The 13,268-nt window shown below is 35.4% G+C and carries 12 protein-coding genes and 1 pseudogene; 8 read left to right on the top strand and 5 right to left on the bottom strand.

Going from position 1 to position 13,268, the window contains the following annotated elements; genetic code table 11:
- Window positions 1-2 precede the first annotated feature (2 nt).
- Both ACZ5EP_RS02340 and ACZ5EP_RS02335 read right to left on the bottom strand, forming a co-directional pair.
- Window positions 3-380, bottom strand: coding sequence for a DUF1987 domain-containing protein (locus tag ACZ5EP_RS02340; RefSeq protein WP_127680530.1), 378 nt, complete (start codon window positions 378-380; stop codon window positions 3-5).
- Window positions 381-444: 64 nt separating this feature from the next.
- Window positions 445-1,800, bottom strand: a complete 1,356-nt coding sequence (locus ACZ5EP_RS02335; RefSeq protein WP_464509272.1) for an HD domain-containing phosphohydrolase — start codon at window positions 1,798-1,800, stop codon at window positions 445-447.
- A gap of 274 nt (window positions 1,801-2,074) precedes the next feature.
- Here ACZ5EP_RS02335 and abc-f point away from each other — a divergent pair, with 274 nt between their 5' ends.
- From abc-f to acs, 4 genes and pseudogenes are all read left to right on the top strand, one after another.
- A complete protein-coding gene (gene abc-f, locus ACZ5EP_RS02330; RefSeq protein ID WP_464509271.1) occupies window positions 2,075-4,015 on the top strand; it encodes a ribosomal protection-like ABC-F family protein in 1,941 nt (646 codons plus the stop codon).
- 123 nt (window positions 4,016-4,138) lie between these two features.
- Window positions 4,139-4,747, top strand: a pseudogene (locus ACZ5EP_RS02325) (YihY family inner membrane protein); the annotation flags it as partial.
- Between the two features lie 87 nt (window positions 4,748-4,834).
- Window positions 4,835-5,353 carry an inorganic diphosphatase gene (gene ppa, locus ACZ5EP_RS02320; RefSeq protein ID WP_127682138.1) on the top strand — a complete coding sequence of 173 codons (519 nt, stop codon included), beginning with the start codon at window positions 4,835-4,837 and terminating at the stop codon, window positions 5,351-5,353.
- Window positions 5,354-5,549: 196 nt separating this feature from the next.
- Entirely contained in the window at window positions 5,550-7,505 is a 1,956-nt protein-coding gene (acs, locus tag ACZ5EP_RS02315; protein ID WP_464509270.1) for an acetate--CoA ligase, read from the top strand.
- A gap of 16 nt (window positions 7,506-7,521) precedes the next feature.
- Here the strand turns inward: acs and ACZ5EP_RS02310 are convergent, their stop codons facing one another.
- The 3 genes from ACZ5EP_RS02310 to ACZ5EP_RS02300 are packed head-to-tail and all read right to left on the bottom strand — an operon-like array spanning window position 7,522 to window position 9,717.
- On the bottom strand, window positions 7,522-8,274 hold the full coding sequence (locus tag ACZ5EP_RS02310) for a hypothetical protein (protein WP_464509269.1): 753 nt from the start codon (window positions 8,272-8,274) through the stop codon (window positions 7,522-7,524).
- On the bottom strand, window positions 8,271-9,416 hold the full coding sequence (locus ACZ5EP_RS02305; protein WP_464509268.1) for an HD domain-containing protein: 1,146 nt from the start codon (window positions 9,414-9,416) through the stop codon (window positions 8,271-8,273). Before ACZ5EP_RS02305 ends, ACZ5EP_RS02310 begins: the two co-directional genes overlap by 4 nt.
- Before the next feature lie 25 nt (window positions 9,417-9,441).
- A complete protein-coding gene (locus ACZ5EP_RS02300) occupies window positions 9,442-9,717 on the bottom strand; it encodes a flagellar basal body rod C-terminal domain-containing protein (RefSeq protein WP_464509267.1) in 276 nt (91 codons plus the stop codon).
- Between the two features lie 49 nt (window positions 9,718-9,766).
- Here ACZ5EP_RS02300 and argH point away from each other — a divergent pair, with 49 nt between their 5' ends.
- From argH to ACZ5EP_RS02280, 4 genes are read left to right on the top strand one after another with little or no spacing between them, the layout of a single operon-like run.
- Window positions 9,767-11,143 (top strand): argininosuccinate lyase, encoded by a 1,377-nt coding sequence (gene argH / locus ACZ5EP_RS02295; protein ID WP_464509266.1) that lies wholly within the window; start codon window positions 9,767-9,769, stop codon window positions 11,141-11,143.
- Entirely contained in the window at window positions 11,136-11,609 is a 474-nt protein-coding gene (locus ACZ5EP_RS02290; protein WP_464509265.1) for an OsmC family protein, read from the top strand. Before argH ends, ACZ5EP_RS02290 begins: the two co-directional genes overlap by 8 nt.
- Window positions 11,610-11,665: 56 nt before the next feature.
- Entirely contained in the window at window positions 11,666-12,862 is a 1,197-nt protein-coding gene (locus tag ACZ5EP_RS02285; protein ID WP_464509264.1) for a diguanylate cyclase domain-containing protein, read from the top strand.
- A 1-nt stretch (window position 12,863) separates the two neighbouring features.
- Entirely contained in the window at window positions 12,864-13,268 is a 405-nt protein-coding gene (locus ACZ5EP_RS02280) for a tetratricopeptide repeat protein (protein ID WP_464509263.1), read from the top strand.

Below are 13,268 nucleotides of genomic sequence, written 5' to 3'. Positions count from 1 at the left end.
CCTTATTTTTTAATTAAATTTATATTCAGATCCTTAAAATCCTCTATAAAATCCTCACCGGCTTCTTCCGCACTTTCATTTTCCTCGTCATATATCCAGTTGATTGTAATGTTATATTTATCTTTTACTTCGTCAAAAAGATCAAAAAGATCAAAAAACAGTTTTGATGTGCTGGAATTAAAATATATAATTTCCATATTTACCGTGATATCGCCTTTTACGCAGCATTTGAGATATTCGTCAATCCATTTGATTACAGGCTCGTAAAATTCAAACGTATTTTCAGGATATGATTTCCCTTTTATTTCTATTAGCCCTTTTTCCGGGTCAAGCGATATTTCCGGAGTATATTTTGTAGCAGGTATATATAACTTTTCCATCTCTTTCCTTTTTAGATTATAAATATTATTATATAAAAAATTTTTAAAACTTTAAATCGTTTAATTATTTCAGTTTTTTAATATACGAGTCAATATCGACTTCATCGAAATTTTCTTTTAAAAGATACATTTCTCCGTATTTTTTATACAGTCCCGATTCTAAAAACACCCTTAAAATATCTTTGTCAAGCTTTCCTGCCAATGCCATTGAAACAAGAATCTCAATAGTTTCAGAAAGTTTTTTCTGTCTTTTATACGGTCTGTCTTTCGCAGTCAACGCTTCGAAAATATCTGCGATGGCCATAATTCTTGCCGGTATAGGAATTTCATCGCCTTTTAGTCTTCTAGGATATCCCGTTCCGTCTAAAGCTTCATGGTGAGCTCCTGCATAAAGAGGCACGTTTTTTAATTTTTCAGGGAAAGGAAGACTTTCAAGCATTTTTATCGTCATAATAACGTGTTCTTGAATTTTGAAATATTCTTCTTTTGTCAGAGTTCCTTTTTTTATACTTAAATTATAAATTTCTCCCAGATTGTAAAGGTTTTCAGGTATTTCGATTTTAAATCCGTATTTCTTAAACTCTTCTATTTCTTTTTTGCTTCTTTTTATTATATGTCTTTGCTTATCCGCTAAAAGAGACTCTTTTACCGGAAGTTCCTGATTAAGTTCTTCTTTGGAAATTCTTTTTTTCTCGTCTTTGGATATACCGATTGTGTCGTCAAAATACCTGTACCATGTTCTTTGTGAAATTTCTTTAAGTCTTTCTATTTTTTCTTCATCCAGATCTTCGTCCCCGATATTAAGTTCGGCTATAAATTCAAAATCCTCATGAAGTTTCTGCAGTTCCTCATTAAGCCATTTATCAACTTTTTCTTTATCCTCACCGTTTATAATCCTGTCTTTTGCCTCAATAATAAGATCTCTTCTTATAACCTCAAATCTTGTTCTTATTTCATGTATTCTGTTATAAACGGTTTCGAGTTTTACGGCTTTATCCATTACGAATTCGGGAGTGATTATTTTTCCGCAGTCGTGAAGCCACGCCGCCGCCGCTATTTCCCTCTCTTCATCCTCGTTTTTAATTTCAAAATCCACATCTTTTGATTTACTGACTTCCTTCGCCAGCATCATCGTAAGCTGAGGCACCCGTTCACAGTGACTGCCCATATATTCACTTTTGGCGTCAATTGATTCGGCTATAAGTTTAATAAAAGAATCAATTAACTCCTGCTGCGCCTTTTGCAGTTTCTGAACTTCTTTTAATTTTTCCTGAAGTTCGTCGTACTCTTTTCTCTGCCTTTTATCGGATAAAAGTAAAATTTTTTCTTCTCTTTTTAGATTCTTGATAAGTTTATCCATTAATTTGTCGAAATCTTCTTTTATCCTTTCCGCCTCTAAAATACGCTCGGTATTAAACATAAATAAATCCCCTTTTTGTTTCAATAAATTAATTATACAAAAAATTTTGAGGTAAACTTAAACGAGAGGCAAAAACTGCTCTTCAAAGTGAAAAAGAGTTACATTTCAGGTTTAAACGGCCTGAAACAAGCTTAAACTTGCAATAAGAAGTGTTGCCGCCGCAACAGTCATAACGTCGATTTTCATTTTTCCTCCTTTTTTTATATTTCCGGAAGTATAATTTATTTAAATTACAATTTGGTATCATTTCACAACAAAACAAACAAGGAACAAAATGGCTTTAATAGACCTTTTGGATGTTAGTAAAAAATTTGAAGCTCAGAAAATTTTATGTAATGTCGAATTTCATTTAGACGAAGGCGAAAGAGTCGCCCTTATAGGTAAAAACGGAAGCGGAAAATCCACACTTATGAAAATAATAGACAAAACCATAGAACCCGACAGCGGAGAAATAATTACCAAAAACGGAATTAAAATTAAAAGACTTCTTCAGACTCCTAAATTCCAGGAAAATCTTACAGTAAGAGACGCCATTGAAAACGAACTGACCGAATTTAAAGAAGCTTATCAGAGATATTTAAAATTAACAGAAGAATTTGCCGCAGACCCTGATAACAAAACTATTCAGAGCGAAATGGATAAAATCAGCAAATTCCTTGATTTTCACAATGCATGGAACCTTGACGACAGAATTGAAAGAATAATGCAGGAATTTGATCTTAAAAAATATGAAAATAAAGACATTTCGCTTCTCAGCGGAGGAGAACAGAGAAGAGTGGCCCTTGCATCCTTACTTCTTCAAAAACCCGACGTATTGCTTTTAGACGAGCCGACAAACCATCTTGACGTATATATGACGGAATTTCTGGAAGAAACACTGCTAAAGGAAAAATATACGTTTATCGTAGTCAGCCACGACAGATATTTTATAGACAGAATCGCTACAAGGGTCGTGGAACTGGAAAACTGCCGACTTAGAAGTTTCAAAGGCGGTTATGCAGATTATATCCGTCAAAAAGAAGAGCTGCTTAAAGCCAAAGAAAAAGAATACGAAAACGAACTGAGACTTCTAAAAAGAGAAGAAGAATGGCTAAGCCGTGGCGTTAAGGCAAGACTTAAAAGAAATGAAGGCAGAAAAAAAAGAGTACTCGAACTGCGTGATAAAGTAAAACAGGACAGAAGTGAAATCAGACAGATTGAAATGCAGCTCAAACGAGAACTTCTTTCAAAAGAAGAAGAAAAAATAAACCGTAAAAAAGTAATGTTCGAAATAGAACATTTGACAAAAAGTATCGGAAACAAACTGCTCATAAAAGATTTTTCAACGCGTATACTGCAAAAAGACAAAATTGCGATAGTAGGTAAAAACGGAAGCGGAAAATCCACACTTTTAAAAATATTAATAGGTGAAGAAAAACCTGACGGCGGTATTATAAAAATCGGCGAAAACGTTAAAATCGGATATCTGGACCAGCGAAAATCAATGCTCAGCGACGATAAAGATCTGATAGAAACGTTCTGTCCGCAGGGCGGAGACCATGTTAACGTAAAAGGAAGAAACATACATGTATACGGATATTTAAGAGAGTTCCTGTTTCCTCCGGAGTACCTGAGCAAAAAAATAGGAGTTTTAAGCGGCGGTGAAAAAACAAGAGTCGCATTGGCTTTGCTTTTTACCAAAGACTTTGACGTGCTTATATTAGACGAGCCTACGAACGATTTGGATATTCCGACCATTAATATTTTGGAAGAATATCTGATAGATTTCGAAGGAAGCGTGATTTTCGTCAGCCACGACAGATATTTCGTAGACAAACTGGCAAAAAAAATGTTTATCTTTAAAGGCGACGGGATAGTAGAAGAGAGCCATATCCCTTATACGGAATATCTGGAAATAGAAAAAGAGATTAAATTAATTGAAAATGTAAAACGCAAAATGGAAAATGAAGAAAAACAAAAACCGAAAAACAGAAAACAGAAAAAACTCTCTTATAAAGAACAAAGAGAGCTCGAAGAACTTCCGAAACTGATAGAAGAGCTTGAAATTGCAATAGCTGAAATTGAAGAATGTCTAGCAAATCCCGACTGTTATCAGGAAAAAGGGCTTGTGACTTTAAGCGAAGAACTTGAAGAAATTAAAAAAATATACGATAATAAAGTTGAAAGATATCTTGAGCTTGAGGAAAAAAAAGAAGCTCTTGAAATGGAGAATTGAGAATTGAGAATTGAGAATTATTTAAAATATCTTAAAACAATCGATTTTAAAAAATTAAAAGACACTGTTAACAATATAACTCTGTATTCGGCAGCTTTAAGTTTTTATACTATTTTTTCCCTTGTGCCGCTTATTCTGATCGTGCTTACAATATTTGCAAGCACACCGTTTTTTGCAGACTTTTATACTAAACTGGAACATTTTATCAGTTCAAACCTTCTTCCGACTAATCAGGAAATGATTTCCGTATATCTTAAAAACTTTCTATCCAATTCATCTAAAATGGGTATACTCGGAGGTTTTTACGTTTTAATTACCTCCATACTGTTTTTTGACAACTACGAAACGATAATTTCAAAAATATTCGGGCAGGAAAAAAGAAACCTGTGGGAAAAAATAAAACTTTACTGGACAATGCTTACCCTGTTCCCTATTATGTTCGCGGCGGCGATGTTTATTTCTATAAAACTGCAGTTTTTCCTGGACAAATCTAGCTATACCTCATGGATTAACTTCGCCAAAATGGCGCCTTTTATAATTATATGGCTTACTTTTTTCCTTTCTTATAAAATGACGCTTCAAAACGAAACCACCAAATCCGCTCTTCTTGCGTCTTTTATGGTTTCAATGACTTTTATAATATCCAAAAACGTTTTTATTTATTACGTACTTATAAATAAAACATATTCAACCATATACGGTTCGATTTCTCTTTTAATGTTTCTGTTTTTATGGATTTATATCAACTGGATAATTTATATTGCCGGAATTTATTTAATCAAATATCTTGATATAATGTCACAAAAAAAAGGAGAACAAATGGACATCAGTAAAATCAAACCCGGAAATCCTGAAGAATATGTAAATGCTGTAATTGAAATCCCTCAGGGAAGCAATATTAAATACGAACTTGACAAAGAAAGCGGAGCAATCTTTTTAGACAGAATTCTATACGGAGCTAATTACTATCCTGCAAATTACGGTTTTGTTCCTAACACTTTGGCAGATGACGGAGACCCTATTGACGTATTGGTTATTTCAAGTGAAAGCGTTGTTCCTGGGACAGTTATAAAATCAAGAGTTATCGGCGTACTTATTATGGAAGACGAAAGCGGTAAAGATGAAAAAATCGTAGCTGTGCCGACTGTTAAACTTGACCCTAAAATGGCTAAAATAAACGATTTAAGCGATTTACCTGAAATCGAACTTAACCAAATTAAACACTTTTTCGAAACATACAAAGACCTTGAACCTGGAAAATGGGTAAAAGTTACAGGTTATGAAGGAAGAGACAAAGCTATAGAACTTATCCAAAAAGCTATCGACAACTATAAGTAAGCAGAAAAGCTGATAAATAGGTAAGTTGTGAAGGGAAAATATAAAAGCCTTCACTACTTCACCACTTAACTACTTTATAACTTCAATGTTACCAATCTACACAACATCTTTAAGCGAAAATTAAATTCGCGATTACTGCTATATCAATATTCAACTTTTACATTATTATAAATAAAAAAGCGTAAAAGGAGCATGAATGTTAAATGAAGTATATTATCCAAAAAAAGAAATGTTTAAAGACCCCGTATTCAGAAATATGTGCGAATACAGGGAAATGGTAGAAGAATTCGAAAAAGACTACGAAGGAACCTGGGCAAAACTCGCCCGTGAAAAAATCACATGGTTTGAAGATTTCAAACAAACGTTAGACACATCTAACGCTCCGTTTTACAAATGGTTTGTCGGCGGACAGTTAAACGTAGCATATCAGTGTATAGACAGACATCTCGATTCTAAAAAAAATAAAGCCGCTATTATTTGGGAAGGCGACAACGGAGAAAAAAGAATTATTACTTATTTAGAACTCTACAGAGAAGTTAACAGATTTGCAAACCTTTTAAAATCGTTGGGCGTAAAAAAAGGAGACAGGGTAGTAATTTATATGCCTATGATTCCTGAAGCCGCTTTTGCAATGCTTGCATGTGCAAGAATCGGTGCAATACACAGCGTTGTATTCGGAGGATTCAGTGCGGAAGCACTTAAAGACAGAATTCTTGACGCAGAAGCAAAAGTCGTAATAACGGCAGACGGGGCATTCAGAAAAGGAAGCCCGTATATGCTAAAGCCTACTGTTGACAAAGCTCTTGAAGGCGTGGACATAGTTAAAAAAGTAATAGTAGTGGAAAGAAACAATGAAGATATTGAATGGGTGGAAGGCAGAGATATTAGCTATAACGATTTAATTGTAAATCAAAGCGACGAATGTCCGGCAGAAATTATGGAAAGCGAAGACCCTCTGTTTTTACTTTATACTTCCGGAAGTACAGGAAAACCGAAAGGCGTCCAGCATTCAACCGCAGGATATATCCTATGGGCGCAGCTTACTATGGAGTGGGTATTCGATATTAAAGACAACGACACATACTGGTGTACGGCCGATATCGGATGGATTACCGGACACACGTATATCGTATACGGACCTCTGGCTGCAGGTGCAACGACTTTAATGTTCGAAGGAGTATTAACATATCCTGACAGCGGAAGAGCATGGAAAATGGTAGAAGAATACAAAGTAAACCAATTCTATACAGCTCCTACGGCTATAAGACTTCTTAACAAAATGGGACCTGACGAACCTAAAAAATACGATTTGAGTTCACTGAGAATATTAGGAACTGTCGGAGAGCCTATCGATCCTCCTGCATGGAAATGGTATTATGAAGTGGTAGGTGGCGGAAGATGCTCAATTGTAGATACATGGTGGCAGACAGAAACGGGAGGACACATGATTACCCCTCTTCCGGCTGCAACACCGGTAAAACCGGCAAGCGCAACATTCCCTCTGCCTGGAATCTTTGCTGAAATTATTGATGAAACAGGTGAAAAAATGCCTGCACATGAAAAGGGTCTTTTGTGTATTACAAAACCTTGGCCTAGTATGATAAGAACTATTTGGGGAGATCCTGAAAGATTCGTCAAAAGCTATTTTTCAACTGCGAAAAAATTCGGAGAGCCGGTATATTTCTCAGGTGACGGAGCAATGTACGACGAAGACGGCTATATCTGGATTACCGGAAGGGTTGACGACGTTATAAACGTTTCAGGACACAGACTCGGAACCGCAGAAATAGAAGCTGCTATCAAAAAACATCCTCTGATTGCGGAAGTTGCCGTTGTCGGAAGACCGGATGAAATAAAAGGTGAAAGCGTATTTGCATATGTTGTATTAAAAGGCGAAGACACCGTTGCGGAAGAAATGGAAATAATCAAAGAAATCAATGAAATAGTAAAAGAAGAAATCGGAGCCATCGCAAAAGTAGACACAGTCGCATTCGTACCGGGACTTCCTAAAACAAGAAGCGGTAAAATTATGAGAAGAATTTTAAGGGCAATCGCAAAAGGCGAACCTATCACACAAGATACTTCAACATTGGAAGATCCGAAAGTAGTAGAAGCAATTATAGAAGTAGTGAACAGCTGTATTTTAAAATAAGGAGTTTTTCTCCTTATTAAAATTTAAACAACACTCCTATACCTAGATACTGGTTTCTCGTATAACTCTCAGGCTCATAAATAGTAACCTGGCTTCCGTTTAACGTTATAACTGCAGGCTGACTAGGACTTATATGCCAAAACTGATATCTGTAAAAACATGTAATAAGCAGATTGTTATAAACGTAACCAAATTTCAATTCAGCCTTGTAACCTGTAGTTGTACCTAAATCAAGAGTTGCCCCGCTTCCGATTTTAGCGTCAAGTTTTGGATTAATTGCATACTGGTATTCAATTTCCGGCAAAACAAAAAGTTTATTGATTTTAAAAACATAACTGTATCCAAAACTCATATACGGCCAGTAATAATACTCGTCATAATCCCCGGGATAATCACTGTAACCTCTGTCCCATCCTCTGTAACCGACTCCAATATATAACGGACTTCTTCTTGGTGCAAGTGCCGCTTGTATATTTAATATCCAGGCATTGTTTTTTTTCAGGGTAAGAGGTGTTCCGGACCATGTCTGACCGTCATATATCGTAGATCCGTACGCATACTCTCCTTTAATATAATATTTGATATTGGCATATGCATTATGGTATTTAACCCCTATTCCGTTCAGATCTCCAAAACTGTTTGATTCTCCGTCAAGATATGCGCCGTTTGAGTCATATTCCCTGTAATCGACATTTACAGAGTATAAATATGTTTCAATATTCTGGGCAAACAAAAAAGTCGCGATCAATAAAAAGAAAATTTTTTTCATTTTAAAAATCCTTCACTAAAATATTTCGAAAGCTCAATACCGTATATTTTTGAATTTTTATATTTATTGCTTAATGTATCTACCGCTTTTAACAGTTCGGCAGACTTAATTCCGTGATTGATACTCATATAAGCTTCAACAAAAGCGGCAAAATGATCGGCTACTTTTACTAAACTTCCGTCTATTCCTCTCATTCCCAGCAGATCTTCCGCAACATCGACTTTTTTCACCTGATTGTCAATAATAAGTTTATTGGCAAACTCATCGGTTATCAAAATTTTTAATTCGTTTCTTACGTTTTTAGGCACCAGCGGCAGTATTTTTTCCTCAATTAAAAAATTTTCATAATCTTTAAGTATTTCGTCAAGCCCCTGGACGTTATGTTTAACAGGAGCTATAATGTCTCTTGTAAGAGCTTCGGGCAGATCATGAAAAAGTCCCGTAAAAAAATTATAATAAATTTTATAATTATTTCCCCCGTATTCTTTTGTAAGCAAAAAAGCCACAATAGCGACAAAAAGCATATGTCCAAGAACAGAAGTTTCAGGAACCCTGGGAGTGTTTGCCCATCTTTTTTGAAATCTAAGGTTACCGCAAAGAGATATAAAATCATAACTTTTTCTTTTAAGAGAGAGGACTTTTACGCCTTCGAGGTCGTAGTAATCTTCAAGTTCGTTTTCTATATTTTCTTTTATTTCCCTCATTCCGTAAATATCCGGCGCAAAATTGTAAATCATGTCAAATTCCCATTTGCTCGCCAAATAGCTCGATGCCGAAAGAATTCTTTTTTCTTTGGAGCTGTCGGAATTAAATATCTTAACATAATATTCCAACTCTTCATCAACCAGCCCTTTTAGATTGTTAAGTACGAACTCGTCCAGCTCTTTGCCTTTTTTCTTTCTCAAATAGTGATATACCGGAGATTTCAGATCCGTAAGCACGGCTCTGTACAGTATGCCAGCTATTCCTAAATGTATAAGTTTGTAAAAATCGACATCGTCTTCAAAATGAGCCAAAATGTAAGCTATAATCATTCTGTGCGCCTGTTTGTCAAGCTCTATAAACTTAACGGGACGCGGCAGATCGTTCCATCTTTCTATAGACGCGGTTGAAAAAAGCAGTTTAATAAGTTCTTTGTTCATTTTCCCCTCTTTTTTAAATATACGCTCAAGCTTTAATATCTAGAAGCGTTTTTGTCATTTCATCCTGTGTTTTTATTGCAGGAATCTGAGCTTTAAATCCGTCTTCTATTACTATCTGGTCTGTTAATTCTTTAGTTAAATCGGTTCCGCTTTGCGAAGTGTCGGCACTGATTTCAAGTCTGTCCACAATATGAGCATCCGTTGCTTTGAAATCTTCGGTATTTACGTTCGCTACGTTGTTTGCGTTTATGTCCATCAGTGTCTGATGTGCCTGCAGGGAGTTTACGTTAGTATTAATCATTGTAAGCCTTTATGCTTTTGATATAATTCTACCAAAAAAGGTAAAATATATGAAACTCTGGGGCGGCAGATTCAGCACGGGCACTGCAAAAATATTGGACGAGTTTAATGCTTCAATTCCTTTTGACAAAGAGCTTTATATCGAAGATATTGAAGGAAGTATAGCGCATTCTAAAATGCTTGCAAAACAAGGCATTTTAACCGAAAAAGAAGCCGAAAAAATAAAAGAAGGCCTTCTTCAAATCAAAAAAGAGATCGAAAACGGCGAATTTAAATGGGATATAGCCGATGAAGACATTCATATGGCCATCGAAAAAAGACTTATCGAAATAATAGGCGACACCGGCAAAAAACTGCATACGGCAAGAAGCAGAAACGACCAGGTGGCCGTTGATTTCAGAAGATGGACACTCAAAAGAAACATCGATATTGCACAAAAAATCAAAGATTTAATCGAAACATTCGTAAATATCGCAAAAGAGCACAAAAACACCCTCCTTCCGGGTATGACTCACCTTCAGCACGCACAGCCTATAAGCTTTGCGTATCATATGCTGGCATATGCAAGTATGTTTAAAAGAGATTATGAAAGATTTATTGAAAGTTATAAAAGAAACAACAAAAATCCTCTTGGATGCGCCGCACTTGCCGGAACGCCGCATCCTATTGACAGACACGAAACGACCAAGGAATTGGGCTTTGACGAACCTACCGTAAACTGCCTTGATACGGTAAGCGACAGGGACTTCGCACTTGAAATCCTTTTTAACATCTCTACACTGATGATGCACGCAAGCAGAATAAGCGAAGAGCTTGTTATCTGGTCAACAAGCGAATTCGGATTTATTACGCTGAGCGACGAATATTCAACCGGAAGCTCAATTATGCCTCAAAAGAAAAATCCGGACGTTCCGGAGCTTATAAGAGGAAAAACAGGCAGGGTTTACGGAAATCTTGTATCGCTTTTAACGGTTATGAAAGGACTTCCTCTGGCATACAACAAAGATACCCAGGAAGACAAAGAAGGAGTATTTGACAGCGTTAAGACAGCTTTGATTTCTATTACGATATTAAATGAAACACTCAAAACTATGAAAGTAAATAAAGAAAAAATGTACGAAGCCTGCAAAAAAGGGCATCTGACTGCAACGGATCTTGCCGATTATCTTGTAAACAAAGGGATTCCGTTCAGAGAGGCGCATCATATAACCGGGCGCGCCGTTGCGCTTGCCGAAGAAAAAGGCGTTGATTTAAGCGATTTAAGTGCGGAAGAATTAAAAAGCATTGACGATAGAATCGGAAACGATGTGGACTTAAGCCTTGAAAATTCTATGAACTCAAGACAGAGTTTAGGTGCCACAGCACCAAACAGGGTGGAAGAGCAGATTAAATATTTCGAAAAGTTTTTAAAGGAAACAGATGATTAAAATAAGACATCTCAACGACCATTTATATGAAGCAAGCAACGGCAAAGACATAATTATAATAGACCCGAAAAAATACACTCCCATAGATCTGTTTATAACGGGTCTTGGCAACTGCTCGGCATATGACGTGGTGGAAATGGCAAAAAACAAAGGCTATGAGCTTTCAAATTTCGAACTTGACATAGAATACAAAAGAAAAGACACATTTCCAAAAATATTTACCGAATTTCATTTTATATATAAATTTAATTCAAACGCCGATACCATGACTGCAAGAAGATGGGTTTTAAGTTCTCTTGAAACATACTGCAGCACTATAAATACAATAAGAAACACCAGTAAAATATATTATTCCATTATTCTAAACGACGATACTATAGCATATAAAGAAAGTATAATTTCCGGAGAAACTGCACATTCCCACGAATTTGAGGATGACGACGACGGTTTCGGCTGCATAGCCTGAGGATGAACTAAGCTCCCGGGCCGGGAGATACAAATAAATAAACTCTAAGGACTAAAATGCGCTTTGATATAAGAAAACTTATATATATTTTAATAGCCATATTTGTCTCTTCAATCGCTGTAATCAGTTTTTACAATATTACTCTTTTAAAAGAAAAAATTTACAATGAAAAAAAGAAATCAATAAAAAACATTGTCCAAACTACTTTTTCGGCTATTGAATACTATCAAAAACTGCCTATTCCGGACCAACAGAAAAAAAAGCTGATCAAACAGTTAATAAACAGTTTGAGATTTGAAAAAAACAACTATTTTTGGATAATTACAGATACCTTGCCGCCAAAAATGGTAATACACCCGTTAGACAAAAACCTGAACGGAAAAACATTAACCTCAAAACAGTTCGACTGTGCCACAATGATAGAATATAACAATACGGTAAAAAAACTAAATAATGAAAACTTATTTACCGCAATGGTCTCTCTCGTTAAAAAAGCAGATAACGGCTATATAATCTACAAATGGAAAAAACCTGATTCAAATAAGACTGTTCAAAAATTATCATATATAATCAAAATCCCTCATTATAACTGGATACTGGGCAGCGGCATATATATTGACGATATCGAAAAAGAATATAAAAACGCATTATTTCAGTATCTAAAATTCATAATACCTCTGTTTTTCTTAATTATTATCCTTACCGCAGTTATTTTAAAAAAGATAAACACATTACAAAAAAAACTCCATGCCAAGCAAAAAAGTATAGAAAACATAGCATATACAGACCAGCTTACAGAATTATTAAACAGAGCATCTTTTGATAAAAAATTTGAAGAAATTTTAAATGAAAGCTGCAAGAAAAATAAAAAATTCAGTATCCTGTTTTTAGACCTTGACAATTTTAAACCCATCAACGACACTTACGGACATGACATAGGTGACAAAGTACTGAAAATAGTAGCGAAAAGAGTAAAAAATTCTCTGAGAAAAAATGATATAATTGCAAGAATAGGCGGTGACGAGTTTGTAGTGCTGCTGCCTGATGTCAGTAAAGAAAATATTTCAGAAATAATAATGAAATTAAATAATGCGGTTAAAAAACCGATAAAAATAGATTCTTTATTAATACAGACATCCGTATCTATCGGATATTCCGTATATCCGGATGACGGCAAAAATAAATTCGATCTAATAAAAAAAGCCGATAAACTGATGTATTTAGACAAACAACAAAAAAAACAAAAGGATTAAAATGAAAAAAATATTATTAATATCTCTATTATCTGTATTTGCTCTTGCGAGTAATCACGGTCAAACTAAAGACCCTGATTTAAAACTGGCTCTTCAGGGTAAATATGCCCAGGCTTTAAAAGGGTTTGAAAAAAGATGTGACAATAAAAATGACGCTTACGCATGCGGAATGGTTGCCTATTTTTACAACAAAGGTTTCGGAACTCAAAAAAACATAAAAAAAGCCCTTAAATATTATGAAAAGGGATGTTCTTTAAACGATACCGACAGCTGCACTATCCTCGGATATTACTATTACAAAGGCGAAATAGTAAAAAAAGATCCTGCAAAAGCAAAACAGCTCTTAAATAAAGCCTGTAAACTTGGAAATAAAGACGCCTGTAACTACGCACATGCAATAAAGTAA

It is taken from the genome of Nautilia abyssi (genome assembly GCF_055388085.1).
The sequence above is the reverse complement of the archived record's forward strand: the minus strand, read 5'-3'. Positions and strand labels throughout refer to the sequence as shown.

Bases quoted from the DNA above. Each gene is read 5' to 3' on its own strand.
- ACZ5EP_RS02290 (WP_464509265.1), top strand. From the start codon at position 11,136: ATGATTAAAATAAGACATCTCAACGACCATTTATATGAAGCAAGCAAC.
- abc-f (WP_464509271.1), top strand. From the start codon at position 2,075: ATGGCTTTAATAGACCTTTTGGATGTTAGTAAAAAATTTGAAGCTCAG.
- ACZ5EP_RS02300 (WP_464509267.1), bottom strand. From the start codon at position 9,717: ATGATTAATACTAACGTAAACTCCCTGCAGGCACATCAGACACTGATG.
- ACZ5EP_RS02280 (WP_464509263.1), top strand. From the start codon at position 12,864: ATGAAAAAAATATTATTAATATCTCTATTATCTGTATTTGCTCTTGCG.
- ACZ5EP_RS02310 (WP_464509269.1), bottom strand. From the start codon at position 8,274: ATGAAAAAAATTTTCTTTTTATTGATCGCGACTTTTTTGTTTGCCCAG.
- ACZ5EP_RS02335 (WP_464509272.1), bottom strand. From the start codon at position 1,800: ATGTTTAATACCGAGCGTATTTTAGAGGCGGAAAGGATAAAAGAAGAT.
- argH (WP_464509266.1), top strand. From the start codon at position 9,767: ATGAAACTCTGGGGCGGCAGATTCAGCACGGGCACTGCAAAAATATTG.
- ACZ5EP_RS02305 (WP_464509268.1), bottom strand. From the start codon at position 9,416: ATGAACAAAGAACTTATTAAACTGCTTTTTTCAACCGCGTCTATAGAA.
- ACZ5EP_RS02285 (WP_464509264.1), top strand. From the start codon at position 11,666: ATGCGCTTTGATATAAGAAAACTTATATATATTTTAATAGCCATATTT.
- acs (WP_464509270.1), top strand. From the start codon at position 5,550: ATGTTAAATGAAGTATATTATCCAAAAAAAGAAATGTTTAAAGACCCC.
- ACZ5EP_RS02340 (WP_127680530.1), bottom strand. From the start codon at position 380: ATGGAAAAGTTATATATACCTGCTACAAAATATACTCCGGAAATATCG.
- ppa (WP_127682138.1), top strand. From the start codon at position 4,835: ATGGACATCAGTAAAATCAAACCCGGAAATCCTGAAGAATATGTAAAT.